At 70.4% G+C, this 18,545-nt stretch carries 16 protein-coding genes; 3 read left to right on the top strand and 13 right to left on the bottom strand.

Annotated features, from left to right (window positions below):
* Positions 1–16: 16 nt before the first annotated feature.
* Positions 17–1,297, top strand: coding sequence for an MFS transporter (locus ICC28_RS11560; RefSeq protein ID WP_188288380.1), 1,281 nt, complete (start codon positions 17–19; stop codon positions 1,295–1,297).
* Between the two features lie 42 nt (positions 1,298–1,339).
* Here the strand turns inward: ICC28_RS11560 and ICC28_RS11555 are convergent, their stop codons facing one another.
* A complete protein-coding gene (locus ICC28_RS11555) occupies positions 1,340–2,008 on the bottom strand; it encodes a class I SAM-dependent methyltransferase (protein WP_188288379.1) in 669 nt (222 codons plus the stop codon).
* A gap of 79 nt (positions 2,009–2,087) precedes the next feature.
* Here ICC28_RS11555 and ICC28_RS11550 point away from each other — a divergent pair, with 79 nt between their 5' ends.
* A complete protein-coding gene (locus ICC28_RS11550; protein WP_188288378.1) occupies positions 2,088–2,954 on the top strand; it encodes a GNAT family N-acetyltransferase in 867 nt (288 codons plus the stop codon).
* 161 nt (positions 2,955–3,115) lie between these two features.
* Complete coding sequence (locus ICC28_RS11545; protein WP_188288377.1) at positions 3,116–4,120, top strand: sigma-70 family RNA polymerase sigma factor; 1,005 nt, start codon at positions 3,116–3,118, stop codon at positions 4,118–4,120.
* Here ICC28_RS11545 and ICC28_RS11540 read toward each other — a convergent pair.
* The 12 genes from ICC28_RS11540 to ICC28_RS11485 form a co-directional block, all read right to left on the bottom strand.
* Positions 4,013–4,399 (bottom strand): STAS domain-containing protein, encoded by a 387-nt coding sequence (locus ICC28_RS11540; RefSeq protein ID WP_188288376.1) that lies wholly within the window; start codon positions 4,397–4,399, stop codon positions 4,013–4,015. The two genes, ICC28_RS11545 and ICC28_RS11540, sit on opposite strands and share 108 nt — an antisense overlap.
* Positions 4,400–4,460: 61 nt before the next feature.
* The gene (locus ICC28_RS11535; RefSeq protein ID WP_188288375.1) at positions 4,461–5,744 is read right to left on the bottom strand and encodes a thymidine phosphorylase; all 1,284 of its coding nucleotides are present in this window, start codon (positions 5,742–5,744) and stop codon (positions 4,461–4,463) included.
* Between the two features lie 70 nt (positions 5,745–5,814).
* Entirely contained in the window at positions 5,815–6,213 is a 399-nt protein-coding gene (locus tag ICC28_RS11530) for a cytidine deaminase (protein WP_188288374.1), read from the bottom strand.
* Positions 6,210–7,475 carry an ABC transporter permease gene (locus ICC28_RS11525; protein ID WP_188288373.1) on the bottom strand — a complete coding sequence of 422 codons (1,266 nt, stop codon included), beginning with the start codon at positions 7,473–7,475 and terminating at the stop codon, positions 6,210–6,212. Before ICC28_RS11525 ends, ICC28_RS11530 begins: the two co-directional genes overlap by 4 nt.
* The gene (locus ICC28_RS11520) at positions 7,472–8,596 is read right to left on the bottom strand and encodes an ABC transporter permease (protein ID WP_188288372.1); all 1,125 of its coding nucleotides are present in this window, start codon (positions 8,594–8,596) and stop codon (positions 7,472–7,474) included. Before ICC28_RS11520 ends, ICC28_RS11525 begins: the two co-directional genes overlap by 4 nt.
* On the bottom strand, positions 8,596–10,155 hold the full coding sequence (locus ICC28_RS11515) for an ABC transporter ATP-binding protein (protein WP_188288371.1): 1,560 nt from the start codon (positions 10,153–10,155) through the stop codon (positions 8,596–8,598). Before ICC28_RS11515 ends, ICC28_RS11520 begins: the two co-directional genes overlap by 1 nt.
* A gap of 207 nt (positions 10,156–10,362) precedes the next feature.
* Positions 10,363–11,409: a BMP family protein gene (locus tag ICC28_RS11510; protein ID WP_188288370.1), complete on the bottom strand. Its 1,047-nt coding sequence runs from the start codon at positions 11,407–11,409 to the stop codon at positions 10,363–10,365.
* 270 nt (positions 11,410–11,679) lie between these two features.
* Positions 11,680–12,729, bottom strand: coding sequence for a BMP family protein (locus ICC28_RS11505; RefSeq protein ID WP_188288369.1), 1,050 nt, complete (start codon positions 12,727–12,729; stop codon positions 11,680–11,682).
* 243 nt (positions 12,730–12,972) lie between these two features.
* Complete coding sequence (locus tag ICC28_RS11500) at positions 12,973–14,187, bottom strand: M20 family metallopeptidase (protein ID WP_188288368.1); 1,215 nt, start codon at positions 14,185–14,187, stop codon at positions 12,973–12,975.
* Between the two features lie 209 nt (positions 14,188–14,396).
* Complete coding sequence (locus tag ICC28_RS11495) at positions 14,397–15,950, bottom strand: PH domain-containing protein (protein ID WP_188288367.1); 1,554 nt, start codon at positions 15,948–15,950, stop codon at positions 14,397–14,399.
* Positions 15,951–16,410: 460 nt separating this feature from the next.
* Positions 16,411–17,565 (bottom strand): hypothetical protein, encoded by a 1,155-nt coding sequence (locus ICC28_RS11490; RefSeq protein ID WP_188288366.1) that lies wholly within the window; start codon positions 17,563–17,565, stop codon positions 16,411–16,413.
* Between the two features lie 32 nt (positions 17,566–17,597).
* Positions 17,598–18,539, bottom strand: coding sequence for an N-acetylneuraminate synthase family protein (locus tag ICC28_RS11485; protein WP_188288365.1), 942 nt, complete (start codon positions 18,537–18,539; stop codon positions 17,598–17,600).
* Positions 18,540–18,545: the final 6 nt, after the last annotated feature.

The following is an 18,545-nucleotide window of genomic DNA, read 5'->3' as shown; positions in this document are numbered from 1 at the left end:
TGCCTACGTTCGTGGCATGTCTCCCGCCAGTACCGGGGCGTCCACGACCGTGGGCGCCGTTGCTTCGTTCCCTTCCTCCGACTCCCGTATGGCCCCGGGCGGGCCCGGCTACCGCCGGATGAGCTTCGCCCTCTTCCTCGCGGGCGTGGCGACCTTCGCGCTGCTGTACTCCACGCAGGCCCTACTGCCGCTGATCTCAGGCGAGTTCGGCGTGACGGCGAGCGACGCGAGCTGGACGGTCGCGGCGGCGACGGGCGGCTTGGCCCTGTTCGTGCTCCCGATGAGCGCGCTGTCGGAGCGGTACGGCCGCCGTACGGTGATGACGGCGTCCCTGGCGGTCGCGGTGACCGTGGGTCTGCTGGTCCCCTTCGCCCCCTCGCTGCCGGCGCTGGTGGCGCTGCGCGCGGTGCAGGGCGCGGCGCTGGCCGGGCTGCCGGCCTCGGCGACGGCGTATCTCGCGGAGGAGGTCCGCCCCAAGGCGCTGATCACGGCGATCGGTCTGTTCGTCGCGGGCAACAGCGTGGGCGGCATGAGCGGGCGAGTCCTCACCGGCTGGGTCGCGCAGGAGTGGGGCTGGCGGGTCGCCCTCGGGGTGATCGGTGCGGTCGCGGTGGCGTGCGCGGTGGCCTTCCGGCTGCTGCTGCCGGCGCCGAAGCACTTCACGGCGGGTTCGCTGCGGCCGCGGGTGCTGGTGGGCACGGTCCGCGGTCACCTGTCCGACCCTCTGCTGCGCCGTCTGTACGCGATCGGCGCGCTGTTCATGACGGTGTTCGGCGGCGTCTACACGGTGATCGGCTACCGCCTCACGGAGGCGCCGTTCTCGCTGCCGCAGGGCATCGTGGGCTCGATCTTCCTGGTCTACCTGGTCGGTACGGTGTCGGCGTCCACGGCCGGCCGACTGGTGGGCCGCCTCGGACGCCGGGGCGCGCTGTACGCGGCGGGCGGTACGACGGCAGCGGGGCTGCTGCTGTCCCTCGCGGACTCGCTCCCGCTGGTGCTGCTGGGCCTGGTCCTGATCACCGCCGGCTTCTTCGCGGGCCACGCGGTGGCGTCATCGGCGGTCAGCAAGACGGCCACACACGGACGCGCCCAGGCCTCGGCGCTGTACCAGTCCGCGTACTACGTCGGGTCCAGTGTCGGCAGTACGGTCGGCGCGGTGGCGTTCCACTCGGGGGGCTGGGCCGGGACCGTGGGCGTGGGCCTGCTCGCGGTGCTGGGGGTCGTGACGATCACGGTCCTCGGCACACGCGCGGCCCGCGTCGCCGCACGACGCTCGCCGATGGCAGCGGCACGCTGACCTCGGCGCCGGCCGAAGCCCTTACGCCACTTCGCCTGATCGTCAGTCGGGACGTTTGGCCATAACGACCAGACCGGGCCCGCTGTACGCCGTCGGTGGGAGCCGCAATTCGGCGACCGGGTTCAGGCCGGCCTGCTCGATCAGATTGACGAGTTGTTCCGGCCGCCACTTGTGGGTCGTCCAGCGGACGGATACGCCTCCGTAGGCCTCAGTGCGCACCGCGTCCTCGTCGCCGACGTGCGTTGCGGTGATGAAGTGTCCGCCTGGCTGCAACGCGCGCGCGAACAGGGCGAGGACCTGGGGAAGGACGTCACGGGGGAGGTTGAACAGTGACCACCACCCGAGCACGCCGCCCAGGGACGCTTCATCGAGATCGAGTTCGGTGGCAGAAGCGACGGCGAAGCGGCACTCCGGATGAAGGCGTCGTGCGTTCTCGATCATGCGAGGAGAGAGATCCACCCCGGACACGTCGAGTCCGCGTTCGGCGAGGTAGGCGGTCACCGTTCCGGGCCCGCAGCCGACATCGAGGACAGGCCCGAGCCCGCGCACAGTGTCAGCGAAGGCGTCGATCGACGCCTTGAGCCACGGATCCGTGCGGATGTCGCCGACTCCTGTCGTCACGACCATGTGGGCATAGTTGTCGGCCACCCGGTCGTAGGAATCACGTACGACGTCGAGATCGGCCGGGCGGTCAATGGGGTGGGCGCGCATCTGCCAACCATAGGACGGCACTGGAGACTTGGGGCTGGTGAAGTGCTCCCCGAGTCGAGGAGATCCGGGATCATGAAGCATGCTCCCCGATGACTGGCACCTCACCCAAGACGTTGACGACTTCCTCGCCCGAGCCGGGGACTTCCTGCGCTCGCGCCCCGCCCTGCACAACACGCCGCTGACGGACATCGAGAAACTGCGGATATGCAGGCCGGACACACACGGCCCCGTCACCGCCGTCTTCGGCCGACTGGAGTGCGGAGGCGAGGTCCACGCGATCTTCTACCTCACCTCGCGCGGCCGCCTGGGCCTCACCCCCCTCCCTGTCGAGCAGACCGACGCCCTCGCCGCCCACTTGGCCGTCCTCGGCCACTCGCCCGCCAACGTCATCGCGGACCACGACACCGCCACCGCATACGCCGACTCCTGGCAGCGGCACACGGGGGCGGCGCCCTCACTGTTCTGGCGGACCCATCTCTACCGTCTCGGCACCCTCACCCCGCCGCATCCGCACCCGGAGGGCAAGGGCCGTCCAACGGGCGGGACAGACCGCGAGCACGTCGTGCGCTGGTGCCGTGAGTTCTGCGTCGACGTCGGGGAGCAGTCCTCCATCGACTTGATCGACGCCGGCTCCTGGGACGACTCGCGCTTCGGCGACCGCCACTTCACCCTCTGGGAGACCCCGGACGGTACCCCCGTCTCGATGGCGGCCGCGACCTCGGTCATCGGCGGCATGGTCCGGATCGACCCCGTCTACACCCCGGCCCACCTCCGGGGCCGCGGCTACGCCGGCGCCGTGACGGTCGAGGCAAGCCGGGCAGCGCTGGCCGCGGGCGCGACGGACGTCGTCCTGTTCACGGACCCGGACAACCCCACCAGCAACGCCCTCTACCAGCGCATTGGGTATGTCCACGTCGGCGACTTCGCCGGGTACAAGTTCTCCTGAAACGCATCACAAGCCGGTTGAGGGCGTGATCAGGCGCCATCACCCGCCCGTAGCGATGGCTCTGACCTGCGCGTTCGTTGGCTCCGCACGCCATTGTCAGTGGGCTGGGGTAGCTTCCGAGGTGTTGGGCGACACACGGATGGCCACAGGGGTGGGTGGAGATGGGCGAGACGGCGACCACGACGGACCTTGACGCGACGCTGGAGCGGCATCGGGTCGAGCTGACCGGGTACTGCTATCGGATGCTCGGGTCGTCCTTCGAGGCCGAGGATGCGGTGCAGGACACCTTGGTGCGGGCCTGGCGCAGCTACGACAAGTTCGAGGGGCGGTCCAGTGTCCGGTCGTGGCTGTACCGGATCGCCACCAACGTCTGCCTGGACATGCTGAACGCGGGGAACAAGCGGGCCCGGCCCATGGATCTCACCGAGTCCACCCCCCTCGCCCAGGCCGCCCTCTCCCCCCGGCCCGACCACACCTGGCTGGAGCCGGTGCCGGACGCCCGTGTCCTGCCGACCGTGGAGGACCCGGCGGAGGCGGCCGTCGCCAAGGAGTCGGTGCGGCTGGCGTTCATGGCGGCCCTCCAGCAGCTCCCGCCGAAGCAGCGCGCGGTGCTGATCCTGCGCGAGGTGCTGGCCTGGAAGGCGAGCGAGGTCGCCGAACTGCTCGGCACCTCGGTCGCGTCGGTCAACAGCGCCCTCCAGCGTGCCCGCGCCACCCTCGCCGAGCGGCACGAGAAGGCCGCCGACGCGGCCGTGTCGGACCCGCTGGACGAGGAGCAGCAGAAGCTCCTGGAGCGGTACGTCGCGGCGTTCGAGGGCTACGACATGACCGCGCTGACGGCCCTGCTGCACGAGGACGCCGTCATGACGATGCCGCCGTTCGACCTGTGGCTGACGGGCCACGACGACATCACCGGCTTCATGACGACGCTGGGCTCGGCCTGCGAGGGCTCGCGCCTGCTGCCGGTCGAGGTCAACGGGCTGCCGGGGTTCGCGCAGTACAAGCCGGACCCGGAGACGGGCGGCTACACCCCGTGGGCCGTGCAGGTCCTGGAGATCTCAGACGGCCGGCTCACCGGGTTCCACTTCTTCCTCGACACCAAGAGGTGGTTCCCGCTGTTCGGGCTGCCCCTCCATCTCGAAGCGGAGGCCGATCAGGTCCAGTAGGCCGGGCAGGGCCGGATCGGGCTCACGCAGCCTGATCCGGGCGCCGGACCGCCGGGCGGTGAGCTGCAGCCGCGCCAGCAGGTCGACCGTGCCCAGCCCCGGCGGCCCGAGCCCTCCGACGTCGCATACCACGACCCCGGCGCCCGAGCTCTCCAGCAGCTCCCGCAGGTCGTCGCACCAGCCCGTCACCTCGCCCCTGGTGACGGGCCCGGTCAGCACGAGTACAGCGGGTGTCATGGCGTCCACGATCGGTAGACCGGGCGGGCGCGCGGAACTCATCGCTGGCGCAGTGGCATACGAAAGGGCCGGGGCCTTAACGCCCCGGCCCTTCGTCTCGTCGTCAGGCGATGCGGTCCAGCACGATCGGGTTCGGCGTGAAGTCCGTGGCCGCCGTCGCGATGTCGTACGAGCCATCCACCGCCTGGAGGGCGTAGTCGAAGCGCTCCGGGGTGTCCGTGTGGAGGGTGAGCAGGGGCTGGCCCTCGGTCACCGTGTCGCCGGGCTTGGCGTGCATCTCGATGCCCGCGCCCGCCTGCACCGGGTCCTCCTTGCGGGCACGTCCGGCGCCCAGGCGCCAGGCGGCGACGCCGATGTCGTAGGCGTCGAGGCGGGTGAGGACACCGGACGACGGTGCCTTGATGACGTGCTGTTCGCGGGCCACCGGCAGGGCCGCGTCCGGGTCGCCGCCCTGCGCGGCGATCATGCGGCGCCAGACGTCCATGGCCGAGCCGTCGGCGAGGGCCTTCGCCGGGTCGGCGTCCTTCACGCCCGCCGCGTCGAGCATCTCGCGGGCCAGGGCGATCGTCAGCTCGACCACGTCGGCGGGGCCGCCGCCGGCCAGGACCTCGACGGACTCGCGGACCTCCAGGGCGTTGCCCGCCGTGAGGCCGAGCGGGGTCGACATGTCCGTCAGGAGGGCGACGGTCTTCACGCCGTGGTCGGTGCCGAGGCCCACCATCGTCGAGGCCAGCTCGCGGGCGTCCTCGATGGTCTTCATGAAGGCGCCCGAGCCGACCTTGACGTCCAGGACCAGGGAGCCGGTGCCTTCGGCGATCTTCTTCGACATGATCGAGGAGGCGATCAGGGGGATCGCCTCGACCGTGCCCGTGACGTCACGCAGGGCGTAGAGCTTCTTGTCGGCCGGGGCCAGGCCGTCGCCCGCCGCGCAGATCACCGCGCCGGTGCCGTCCAGTACGGACAGCATCTCCTCGTTGGAGAGCAGGGCGCGCCAGCCGGGGATGGACTCCAGCTTGTCGAGCGTGCCGCCGGTGTGGCCGAGGCCGCGGCCGGACAGCTGCGGGACGGCCGCGCCGCACGCCGCCACCAGGGGGGCCAGGGGCAGTGTGATCTTGTCGCCGACGCCGCCCGTGGAGTGCTTGTCGGCGGTCGGGCGGCTCAGGGACGAGAAGTCCATGCGCTCGCCGCTGGCGATCATCGCGGCGGTCCAGCGGGCGATCTCGCGCCGGTTCATGCCGTTGAGCAGGATCGCCATGGCGAGCGACGACATCTGCTCGTCGGCGACCTCGCCGCGCGTGTACGCGTCGATGACCCAGTCGATCTGCTCGTCGCTGAGCTCGCCGCGGTCACGCTTGGTGCGGATCACGGAGATGACGTCCATGGCCATGGGATTCCTTCCGACGTTCTCAAGAAAGTGCGCGGCCCCTCTGAAGCGGTTCAGAGGGGCCGCACGGGAGTTACTTGGTGAGATGGTCCGGGCCGAAGGCCTGCGGCAGCATCTCCGACAGCGGGAGGATCCCCGCCGGTGTCTCCAGCAGCAGGTCGGGGCCGCCGAACTCGTAGAGCAGCTGTCGGCAGCGGCCGCACGGGACGAGGATCTCGCCCCGGCCGTCGACGCACGTGAAGTGCGTCAGGCGGCCGCCGCCGGTGCGCTGCAGCTCCGAGACGAGCCCGCACTCGGCGCACAGGCCGAGGCCGTAGGAGGCGTTCTCGACGTTGCAGCCGGTGACCGTGCGGCCGTCGTCGACGCGGGCGGCCACGCCGACCGGGTAGCCCGAGTAGGGGGCGTACGCGTGGCTCATCGCCTCGCGCGCCACCGCCCGCAGGGCCTCCCAGTCGACGTCGCCCGTCGTCACTTGCCCTGGCCCTTCCGGTACGGCATGCCGTCCGCCTTGGGCATGCGCAGCCGTTGCGCCGACAGGGCGAGGACGACCAGCGTGATGACGTATGGCGTGGCCGACACGACCTGGTTGGGCACCTCGTTGGTGCCGGCGTACCAGGCGAAGACCAGGCCGCCGACGACGAGGGTGATCACGGCCGGGACGTACTTCTTCTGGATCGCCAGCCAGATCGCGCCGATGACCAGCAGCAGCGCGCCGAGCAGCAGCAGGGCGTGCACGTTGTCGGAGCCGCCGCGCAGGTTGAGGCTGTCGGTGTAGCCGAACAGGCCGGCGCCGATGGCGAGGCCGCCCGGCATCCAGTTGCCGAAGATCATCGCGGCGAGGCCGATGTAGCCGCGGCCGCTGGTCTGGCCCTCCAGGTAGAAGGGGTTGGCGACGATGGAGAGGAAGACGCCGCCGAGGCCGGCCAGACCGCCGGAGATGATCACGGCGAGGTACTTGTACTTGTAGACGTTGACGCCGAGGGACTCGGCGGCGACCGGGTTCTCGCCGCAGGAGCGCAGCCGCAGGCCGAAGGCGGTGCGCCACAGGATCCACCAGGTGGCGGGGATCAGGGCGATGGCGATCAGGGTCAGCCAGGAGACGTTGGTGACCAGGCCGCCGAGCAGGCCGGCGATGTCCGAGACGAAGAACCAGCCCTGGTCGTTGAGGTCCTTCAGCCCGTCGGACAGGCCCGGCACGGTGAAGTGGCCGAGGGATTCGACCGCCGGGGACTGCTTGGCGGAGCCGCCCTGGTGGCCCTCGAAGGCGAGGGGCGCGAGGTAGCGGGTGGCGCCGAGGGCGAGGATGTTGATCGCCACACCGGAGACGATGTGGTTGACGTTGAAGGTGACGGTGACGAAGGCGTGCAGCAGGCCGCCGAGGCAGCCGCCGATGATGCCGACCAGGACACCGGTCCACGGGCCCCACTGGAAGCCGGCCCAGGCACCGAACCAGGTGCCGAGGATCATCATGCCTTCGAGGCCGATGTTGACGACGCCCGCGCGCTCGGCCCACAGACCGCCGAGACCGGCGAGGCCGATCGGCACGGCGAGCTGGAGCGCGGTGGACATCTGGCTGACGTTGGTGATGCCGTCGGCGCCGGTGATGATGCGGACGATCGAGGTCAGCGCCAGGGCTCCGGCGATGACCAGCAGCAGGACGGGCCACGACATACGGCGGCCGGTCGGCGCCGCGGGCTGCAGCGTGGGCTGGTTGACGTCGCTTGCGGTGGTCATCGGCCAGCCACCTCCTTCGTGGTGTTGTTGTCGGCGCCCAGGACGTTGCCCGCGGCGAGTTCCGCGCCGACCTGGCGCTGCTGGCGGCGCAGGCCCCACTCGCGGACGGCCTCGTAGGAGACGACGACCGCGAGCACGATGATGCCCTGCATGATCACCGCGATTTCCTTGTCGTAGCCGTGGAAGTCCAGCTCGGGCGAGGCCTTGTCGAGCCAGGCCCACAGCAGGGCGGCGAACGCGATACCGGTGGGGTTGTTACGGCCGAGCAGGGCGATGCCGATGCCGAGGAAGCCGATGCCGGTGGGGAAGTTCAGGTTGTAGGTGTGGCTGCTGCCCATCAGGATCGGCAGGCCCGCGAGGCCGGCCAGGCCGCCGGAGAGCAGCATGGCGGTGAGCACCATGCGCTTGGGGTCCACACCGCTGGCCGCGGCGGCGGTCTCCGAGGCGCCGGAGGCGCGCAGGTCGAAGCCGAAGCGGGTGCGGTTGAGGGTGATCCAGTAGCCGATGCCGAGGACCACGGCGAGGATGACCAGGCCGTAGATCTCGCCGGCCGCGCCCATGTCGATGCCGGGGATCCAGCCGGACTCGTGCATCTCGCCGGTGGTGTTGTTGTTGCCGACCTTCACACCGAAGACGTCGGGCAGCCACAGGTAGGCGATGACGGAGGTGGCGATCGCGTTGAGCATGATCGTCGCGACGACCTCGCTGACGCCGCGGGTGACCTTCAGGACACCGGCGATGCCGGACCAGAAGGCGCCGGTGAAGATCGCCGTCAGGAGCAGCAGCGGGACCTGGAGGACGGCCGGGAGGTTGGCGTGGGCGCCGACGATCGCGGCCATCATGGCGGCGAGCTGGTACTGGCCGTCGACGCCGATGTTGAACAGGTTCATCCGGAAGCCGACGGCGACGGCGAGGGCCGCGATGTAGTACATCGAGGCCTGGTTGATGATCCTGACCTGGACGTCGGAGAACGAGGCCTGCTCGAACATGATCGTGAACGGCTCGACCGGGTTCTTGCCCGAGGCGAGCAGCACGATCGCGCTGAGCACGAAGGCCACGGCGAGCGCGATGACCGGTCCGGCCACCGCGAGGAGCGCGCGCTCCTTGTCGAACTTCTTCATCAGCGGGCCTCGTCTTCCGGAGACTCAGGGGCGTCTTCGGGGGTTTCGTCGTGCTCCAGGTGGCCGGTGGCGGCACCGGTCATGGCCGAGCCGAGCTCCTCCGGGGTGATGGTGGCCGGGTCGGCGTCCGCGACCAGCTTGCCGTTGTAGATCACCCGGAGCGTGTCGGACAGGCCGATGAGCTCGTCCAGGTCCGCGGAGATCAGCAGGACGGCCAGGCCCTCGCGGCGGGCCTCACGGATGTGGTCCCAGATCGCGGCCTGCGCGCCGACGTCCACACCGCGGGTGGGGTGGGCGGCGATGAGGAAGCGCGGCTTGCTGCTCATCTCGCGGCCGACGATCAGCTTCTGCTGGTTGCCGCCGGAGAGGGAGGCGGCGGTGACGTCGATGCCGGGGGTGCGCACGTCGTACTCGGTGACGATGCGCCGGGTGTCCTCCTGGGCCGCCTTGGGGTCCAGCCAGACGCCCTTGGCGTTGGGCTTCTCGGTGACGTGGCCGAGGATGCGGTTCTCCCAGAGGGGGGCCTCCAGCAGCAGGCCGTGGCGGTGGCGGTCCTCGGGGATGTAGCCGATGCCCTGCTCGCGGCGCTTGCGGGTGGCCCAGCCGGTGATCTCCTCGTCGGCGAGGGTGATCGTGCCGGAGTCGGCGTGCTTGAGGCCGATGAGGGCGTCGACCAGCTCGGTCTGGCCGTTGCCCTCGACGCCGGCGATGCCCAGGACCTCGCCCGCGTGGATGGTGAAGCTGATGTCGTCCAGCAGGGCCTTGCCGCCGGCCGCCTCCAGGCGCAGTTTGTCGACCGTGATGACGGGGCGGTCGGTGACCGTGGACTCAGCCGTCTCCGGCGTGGGCAGCTCGCTGCCGACCATCATCTCGGCGAGCTGGCGCGGGGTGGTCTCGGCGGGGACGGCGGTGCCGACGGTCGTACCGCGGCGGATGACGGTGATGTCGTCGGCGACGGAGAGGACCTCGCCCAGCTTGTGGGAGATGAAGATGACCGACAGGCCCTCGGCCTTCAGCTCGCGCAGGTTGTCGAAGAGCGCGTCGACCTCCTGCGGCACCAGGACGGCCGTCGGCTCGTCGAGGATCAGCGTGGTGGCGCCGCGGTAGAGGACCTTGAGGATCTCCACGCGCTGGCGGGCGGCGACGCCGAGTTCCTCGACCAGGCGGTCGGGCTGCACGCCGAGGCCGTAGCGGTCGGAGATCTCCTTGATCCTGCGGCGGGCCTTGGCGCCGATGCCGTGGAGCTTCTCGCTGCCGAGGACCACGTTCTCCAGGACCGTGAGGTTGTCGGCGAGCATGAAGTGCTGGTGGACCATGCCGATGCCGCGGGCGATGGCGTCGGCGGGCGAGGAGAAGGTGACCTTCTCTCCGTCGATCGCGATCGTGCCCTCGTCCGGCTTCTGCATGCCGTAGAGGATCTTCATCAGCGTCGACTTGCCGGCGCCGTTCTCGCCGACGAGCGCGTGGACGGTGCCCTTGCGGACGGTGAGGTGGATGTCGTGGTTGGCCACGACACCGGGGAATCGCTTCGTGATCCCGGCGAGTTCGACGGCGGTCACCGATTCGTTGACCGCCGCTCCGGCCGGAGGGCTGCTGGACGCGTTGATGGCGCACTCTCCTGGGGACGGGGGTCGTCTACGCGCGTAGCGCCCCTACGGCATACAAAGGGGCGACACACCGCTGACAACGGGGTACGGGGAGAGCCTCCCCGTACCCCGTTGAGCGGAGGTAACCCCACGGTTACACGCTGCTCAGGGTGTTGCTGCTCAGCTGGACTTAACCTTGATCTCGCCGTCGATGATCTTCTTCTTGGCCGTCTCGATCGCTTCCTGGAGCTCGGCGTTGTCCGCGAACTTCGGGTTGGAGTTCGACAGGCTCACCTCGCCGGACTTCAGATCGCCACGAACGATACCGGTCTCGGGCTTGCCGTCCTCGACCGACTTCGCCAGGTTGTACACCGCCTTGGCGACATCCTTCATCGCCGAGGTGAGGATCGAGTCCTTGTACTTGGCGAGGGCTTCCTGCTTGTACTGGTCGGAGTCGACGCCGATCGCCCAGACCTCGTTGGCGGCGGCGGCCTGGATGACACCCTGACCGGAGAGACCGGCGGCCGCGTAGACGACGTCGGCCTTCTTCTCGATCTGGCCCTCGGCGGCCGACTTGCCCTTGTCGGGGCTGGAGAAGCCGCCCTCCTCCGCGGTCTGCGTGAGGTACTGGGAGAGGACCTTGACCTTGGGGTTCGTGTCCTTGACGCCCTGCGCGAAGCCCGCCTGGAACTTGTGGATCAGCGGAATGTCCACACCGCCCACGAAGCCGACGACGTTCGACTCGGTGCTCTTGGCGGCGGCGACGCCGGCCAGGTAGGAGGCCTCCTCCTCGGAGAAGACCAGGTCGGCGACGTTGTCCGCCTCGACCGTGGAGTCGTCCACGATGCCGAAGGTGGTGTTCGGGAACTTCTCCGCGGCACCCTTCACGGCGGAGGCGTACGCGTAGCCGACGCCCACGACCGGGTTGTAGCCCTGCTTCGCCAGCGACTCCAGGCGCTGCTGCTTGTCCGCGTCCGTCTCGCCCTCGGTGGGCTCGACGTCCGCCGTCTCGTAGCCGAACTCCTTCTTCGCCTTCTCCAGGCCCGCGTACGCGGCGTCGTTGAAGGACTGGTCGCCCTTGCCGCCGACGTCGTACGCGATGGCCAGGCCCTTGTCGCCCTTCGACTCGGACGAGCTCTCGGAGGAGGTGCCGCCGCAGGCGGAGAGCGCGAGGGCCAGAGAGGCGGTCGCTGCGCCTGCGACCGTGATCCGGGAAATCCGGCGCATTGTGGTGCTCCTGTCGTGGACAAGCGCCGGGAACGGTTCAGCTTCGGCGCTGGCTTCGCCGCAGATTAACGCGCGTAGACCTGCCTGAAAACCCCTTCTGTCCTTCTTGTTATCCGGCCGTGGCCAACGCCCCTCCACCCTTGCCCAAGGGCTTGCCGCCCGCAAAGGGAAGGTGGCGGTGGGTGACCGTACCGGGAACGCCGAAGCGGGCGGGGGCCTGAGCCACCCGCCCGCTTCACACGCACTCCTCTGCTTGCCCCAATCGGGCGACTACTCCGTCTTGACCTTGATGGAGCCGTCGATGATGCCCTCCTTGGCCTTGGCCACGGCGTCCGTCAGACCCTCGATCTCCGCCATCTTCGGGTTGCTGTCGGCGAGGCCGACGCCGTCCACCTTGAGGTCGAAGGTCTGCACGCCGGTCAGCGGCTTGCCGTCCTCGACGGACTTGGCGAGCGCGTACACCGCGCCGCCGACGTCCTTGAGCGCGGAGGTGAGGATGTAGTCCTTCTCCGCCGACAGGGCCTCCTGCTGGTACTGGTCGGAGTCGACACCGATCGCCCAGACCTTGGCCTTCGCGGCGGCCTGGATCACACCCTGGCCGGAGAGACCGGCCGCCTGGTAGACGACGTCGGCCTTCTTCTCGATCTGGCCCTCGGCGGCGGCCTTGCCCTTGTCGGGGCTGGAGAAGCCACCCTCCTCGGCGGTCTGGGTCAGGTACTGCGAGACGACCTTGACCTCGGGGTTGGTGTCCTGGACGCCCTGCTTGTAGCCGGCCTCGAACTTGTGGATCAGCGGAATGTCCACACCGCCCACGAAGCCGACGACGTTCGACTCGGTGGCCTTGGCGGCGGCGACGCCGGCCAGGTAGGAGGCCTCCTGCTCGGCGAAGACCAGGGAGGCGACGTTGTCACCCTCGACCACGGAGTCGACGATGCCGAAGGTGGTGTCCGGGTAGTCCTTGGCCACGGCCTCCATGGCGGGACCGTAGGCGAAGCCGACGCCGATCACCGGGTTGTAGCCCTGCTTGGCCAGCGACGCCAGCCGCTGCTCCTTGTCGGCGTCCGTCTCGCCCTCGGTGGGCTCGATGTCGGCGGTCTTGTAGCCGAACTCCTTCTGGGCCTTCTCCAGGCCCGCGTACGCGGCGTCGTTGAAGGACTGGTCGCCCTTGCCGCCGATGTCGTACGCGATGGCCAGGCCCTTTTCGTCCTTCGTCCCGGAGTCACCGCTGTCGTCGCTGCTGGTGCCACCACAGGCCGTGGCGGCGAGGGCGATCGACGCGACCCCCACCGCGACACGGGTCAGTTTGGATATCCGACGCATCGTGAAGTTCCCCATTCTCCAAAGCCCCGCAGTGGGTGCTGAGTTCGGCGCACATTAACGCGCGTAGACACTCCTGGGAACGGGGTATCGCACGGCCGTTATCCATTCGTGCCGATGGCCGGTTACGTCCCGGTGAACCACCGGATCAAAAGGTGCACTCAGGACGTAACCGCCCACTGTCTACGCGCCCAGGCTGCGCTCGGCCGACGCCGGGCGCAAGTGGAACGGCGCCGCAGAGGTTCCCTACAGGTCGATCAATGCCGCGGCCGTGAACAGTTCCACCCCGACCGTGATCGCGTGCTCGTCCACGTCGAAGTCACCCTGATGGAGGTCACGGACGGTGCGCTCGCCGGGCGGGCGGACGCCGAGGCGGGCCATGGCGCCGGGGACGTGCTCCAGGTACCAGGAGAAGTCCTCGCCGCCCAGGCTCTGCTCGGTGCCCTCGACGGAGGCGGGGCCGCGGCGGGCGATCATGGCGTCGCGCAGCAGTTCGGTGACGTCCGGGTCGTTGACCACGGGCGGCACCCCGCGCACGTAGTTGATCTCGGACTTGGCCCGGTGCAGGTTGGCGACCTCGTCGATCGCGGCGACCACGATGTCGGGCGCCTGCCGCCAGGCGGCGAGGTCCAGGCAGCGCACGGTCCCGGAGAGCTCGGCGTGCTGCGGAATGACGTTCGGCGCGTGCCCGGACTCGATCCGCCCCCAGGTCACGGCAAGGCCGCTACGGGTGTCCACGCGCCGGGCGACCAGTGCGGGCACGTCGGTGACGACCCGGGCGACGGCGGTGACCAGGTCGGTGGTCAGATGGGGGCGCGCGGTGTGGCCGCCGGGGCCGTCCAGGGCGATCTCCAGCCGGTCGCAGGCGGAGGTGATGGCGCCCTCGCGGATGCCGATCCGGCCGGCGTCGACTCTCGGGTCGCAGTGCACCGCGACGATCCGCCCGACGCCCTCCAGCACCCCGCAGTCGATGGCGTCGGCGGCACCGCCGGGCAGTACCTCCTCGGCGGGCTGGAAGATCAGCCGCACCGGCCGCGGCAGCAGGCCCTTGCGGTGCAGCTCGGCGAGGACGAGCCCGGCGCCCAGCACCACCGTCGTGTGCACGTCGTGCCCGCAGGCGTGCGCCCGGTCCGGCACGGTGGACCGGTAGGGGCACTCCGTCTTGGCGTCCGGGATGGGCAGGGCGTCGATGTCGGCCCGCAGGGCGAGCGCGGGCAGCCCGTCGTCCCAGTTGCCGATGTCACAGACGAGCCCGGTCCCGACGGCGAGCACACGCGGCTGCAGACCGGCCCGCTCCAGGCGCTCCTTGATCGCGGCGGTCGTACGGAACTCCTGGTTGCCGAGCTCCGGATGCATGTGCAAGTCACGCCGGAACGCGACGAGTTCGGCACGCAGCGCCTCGGGGAGCGTGCCGGGAAGCAGCGCTTCCCCCGGAAGATCGACCTCGGACTCTACGGACATCAAGTGCTTCACCCTCTGAAGGGTAGGACGCCCGGGTGGCCAACTGACCCTCGATCAACAAAAGTTCAGCCCGTTAGGGGAAGAAAATCTGGCCGCCCGACGCATAGCTGTCGGCCCGGACGGGTAAACTCACCCATTTTTGATCATGAGCGCCACCCATCCGCTGTATTCAACCCATACCACGGTACGGACACCCCCGTCGGTTCTGTTCACCTGTCGGCACCCGGCGTCGAGGCGTCCTCAAGCGTTTCTACGGCGCCCAGGGCGCGCAGGACGCGGTTCAGGTCGGCCGGGGCGGCGGCCAGCCGGACAACGGTACCGGCGTCGTCGAACTCGGCGATGTGCCAGCTCGCGGGGACGAGGTCGCCGTCACCACCCCGGGCCCGGCGCACCTGCCGGAGGGTGAGCCGCCCGACCGGGATCACCCTCGCCCCGAACCGGCCCGGCCCGGGCGTCACGGCAGGCGGCTCGCCTCCACCGAGGGCGATGTGGGTGCCGAACTGATGCGGGTTGTAGTCGGTGGCCTCCAGGAAACGGGCGGACAGGAAGACCTCCTCCTGCCCCTCGGGGACGTCGGCGACGGCGGGCGTACGGACACGCGTGGCACGCCAGGCCCAGGCGAACAGGCCGACCGTGACCAGCGTGCCAACGGCGGCCCAGGTGATCGCCGCCGGGGTGTCGGGCAGGGACGTGGGATGCCGGTAGGACAGGGGCACCAGCCACAGACCGGTGACGAACAACACCCCCGCGAAGGGCAGCGTCGAGGGCAGCACGTCGTCGGCGGGCAGCCGCCGACACCGCACCCGGACCAGCAGCCGGGCGGCGGGGAAACCGGCGGCAAGGGCGAAGAGGGTGGCGACGACGGCCGTGGAACCGCCGGTGACGACGTGCCGGTGCCACACATGGTGCTCACCGGAGACGGTCATGACGGTCCGGCGCCACACGGACAGCTCGACCTCGTCGCCGGGCTGGAAGGAGCGGGCGGCCTCCTCGGTCACCGACAACCGCTGATCGCCGCCCTCGGCACCTTCCTGGAAGTAGACATAGCTGGGCTGCTTGGGCCGGTCGGCGGGCTCGGTCCGGGTGATCACGGCCGGCCAGGAGGACACGCACTCGGCGCGCTCGGCGTCGGGCGTGGCATCGGTACAGGCGGTGGCCGCCCGCCAGGCCCGCTCCTCGCCCGCGGCACCGGGCGTGGCCAGTGCGAACCCGACGGCGAACCCGAGCAGCACCACGCAGGCGCTCAGCGCCCCGGCCCAGCCGCGCCCAGCGGTACGCCTGGACACCACAACAAGATGATCCGACGAAGGCGTCCCGTAACGCCGGTGCAGCGCACGAAAGGCAGCGACCTCGGCGTCGAAGACCCGGTCGTTGCCACTGTGCCCGTACGGCAACGGCAGCACCCGCCGCCGCCCCTCACGCGGAACCAGTTCGAGCCGACGGGCGGGCTGCACCTTGGGATTGTTCTCGTGCACCATCCGCACGCGCAGCTCGGCGATGTCGTACCAGGGCGTACTACGGCGCCGCAGCAACGTGCGGCTGTGCACCCCGTACGCATCCGCACGCACCTCGACCACAAGCGCCCGCAGCGCCACCAGCCCGGCCACGGCAAGGCAGGCCCCGACGAACGGCCACGGCCCGGCCCCCGCGTACACCAGGCTCACGACGGCCGTGACAGCCCCGGCCGCCCCGAGGACGACCAGGCACCACAGGGTGCGCCGGATGGAGATACGGCAGACCACGTCACGGACGACTTCTCTCATGCACGAAATCATCTCTTCCGACGAGGCCCGGACGCTTGTACGAGTTCCGGCAGCCTCCCGGAGTGCCATCTTGCCGACGCCACCCACAATGGGCAGATCCGGGCCACCCCTACCCGCCAACCCGGGCCACACCTCACCCAGAACTGGCCCAAATCTGCCAATGGCCCGCCCGGAAGCCGCTGAGCCGCCCCGGCGTGCTGGCGAGGCGCTGACGCGCCGCCCACTCCGTGGGCCTTGTCGGCGGCGTGGGTGTGCACCCCGGTCGGCCACCCGCTTTCCCGGGCCGCCCGCACGCTTCTCCCCCGTGCTGGAGCGAGCCGAGTCAAGGGTGGGCCGCAGGCCCATCGGCGCAGCCGACGCGGAGCGCAGCGCAGCGCCCTTTACTCGGCTCGCGGAAGCACGACACTGACCCAGAAGCGGGCGGCCCACACCAAGAAACGGCACCCCCGTAATGGAGCCCCTACCCCACCCCCACCGCCGCCAGCCGGTGCACATCCCGGGCCGAGCCCGTCACCCCGGACAGGAACCCCTGTGCCCTCGGGGAGGCGTTCTGGGTCAGCCAGCTCGGGTCGATGTCGCAGACGGCGACGCGGACCTCCGTACCGGCGAGGGCCAGCGGGAGGGTGTGGACGACCGTCGACGGGAAGCTCAGTATCGTGCGGCCGATGGGGCCCCGTCGGGCGATCAGCTCCAGCGGGAGGTCGGGGCGGACGATCTCCAGGCCCGTCTCCACCGCCAGCCGGTGGAGTTTCTCCGTGCTCTCGCGGCGGTGGGCGAAGTAGCGGGCGGCGCCGTGGGTGCGGGCGAGGGTGCGGACCGCCGCCACGTAGCGGTCGGCGTCGACCACGCCCGTCTCCACCAGGGAGGTGCCCACCATGTCGGCGCCCTTGGTGACGCGGGGCGGGCCGAAGCGGGTGCGGGTCCAGGCGAAGGTGTTGGAGGTGACGGTCACGCCCGCCGGCGTCTCCTCCATCGGCATGGAGGAGAAGATCTCGACGCGGCGGTCCTCGCCCGGCGTCAGACGGCGGCGGGCCGAGGACGCCACCGGGGCGAAGAGCAGGTCCCGCGGGCCGGGGCGGCCGCCCTTGCGGTGCCAGCGCACCAGGCGTTCGCCGCGGGCCAGCTGGGCGACGAACTCCATCGTCGCCGTGCCGTCGTCGACGACGACCAGGTCGCGGGCCCTGGTGATGGTCAGCAGGAGCTGGACGTAGCGGGAGAAGGGGTCCCCGAGGACCACGCGCGGCGCCCTGCGGAGCATGCCCGCCAGGCCGCCGATCGTCTGGAACGGCGCCGCCGCGCCGCCCCGCGCCTCCTCCCAACGCACCTCGTGCCCCTCCTGCCGGGCCAGCTCCGCCATCCTGCGGAGCTGGCCGCGGGTCATCGGATCGGTCGGGGACAGCACAACGAGGGTGAGTTTCCCGCCGGATGCCTCCGCGCCGGAGCCACCCGCACCAGGCGCCCCCGCGCCCGCGCTCGCGCCCCCCGCGCCCGCGCCCACCCCCCGGGTGTGCGCCCACTCCAGCACGTTCAGCAGCTGTACCGGGCTCTCGACGAACGCGAGTGTGGTGGTGCCGTTGGTGCCGTTGGTGCCGGCGGATCCGGCGCGGCGGCTCATCGGAGTATGACCGTCCCCTGGGTGTCGAGGGTTCAGACCGTGACCGGCTCGCCCGCGGCGGCGGCGATCTCCGCCTCGGCCACGACACCGGTGACGCGGCGCAGCTTCTTCATCGGGCCGAGCTCGGAGTCGTAGACCTTCTTGACGCCGTCGCCGAGGGAGGCCTCGATGGTGCGGATGTCGCGGACGAGGCGGGTGAGGCCCTGCGGCTCCACGGAGGCGGCCTGGTCGGAGCCCCACATCGCACGGTCGAGGGTGATGTGGCGCTCGACGAAGGTGGCGCCGAGGGCGACCGCGGCCAGTGTGGTCTGCAGGCCCGTCTCGTGACCGGAGTAGCCGATCGGGACGTTCGGGTACTCGGCCTGGAGGGTGTTGATCACCCGCAGGTTGAGCTCCTCGGCCTTCGCCGGGTAGGTCGAGGTGGCGTGGCAGAGCAGGATGTTCTCGGAGCCGAGGACCTCGACGGCGTGGCGGATCTGCTTCGGGGTCGACATGCCGGTCGAGAGGATGATCGTGCGGCCGGTGGCGCGCAGGGCGCGCAGCAGCTCGTCGTCCGTCAGGGAGGCGGAGGCCACCTTGTGGGCGGGGACGTCGAACTTCTCCAGGAAGGCGACGGCCTCGGTGTCCCACGGGGAGGCGAACCAGGCGATGCCCTTCTCCTTGCAGTACTCGTCGATCCGGCGGTACTCGTCCTCGCCGAACTCCACGCGGTGGCGGTAGTCGATGTACGTCATCCGGCCCCAGGGGGTGTCGCGCTCGATGTCCCACTGGTCGCGCGGGGTGCAGATCTCCGGCGTGCGCTTCTGGAACTTCACCGCGTCGCAGCCGGCCTCGGCGGCCACGTCGATGAGCTTGAAGGCGTTGTCCAGCTCGCCGTTGTGGTTGATGCCGATCTCGCCGCAGATGTAGACGGGCTGGCCGGGGCCGGCGATGCGCTCGGTACCGAAGGTGCGGAGACGGGAGTTGGCAGACATGGCTAC

Origin of the sequence: Streptomyces sp. TRM68416, from assembly GCF_014596915.1 — a bacterium.
Classification (GTDB): domain Bacteria; phylum Actinomycetota; class Actinomycetes; order Streptomycetales; family Streptomycetaceae; genus Streptomyces.
The sequence above is the reverse complement of the archived record's forward strand: the minus strand, read 5'-3'. Positions and strand labels throughout refer to the sequence as shown.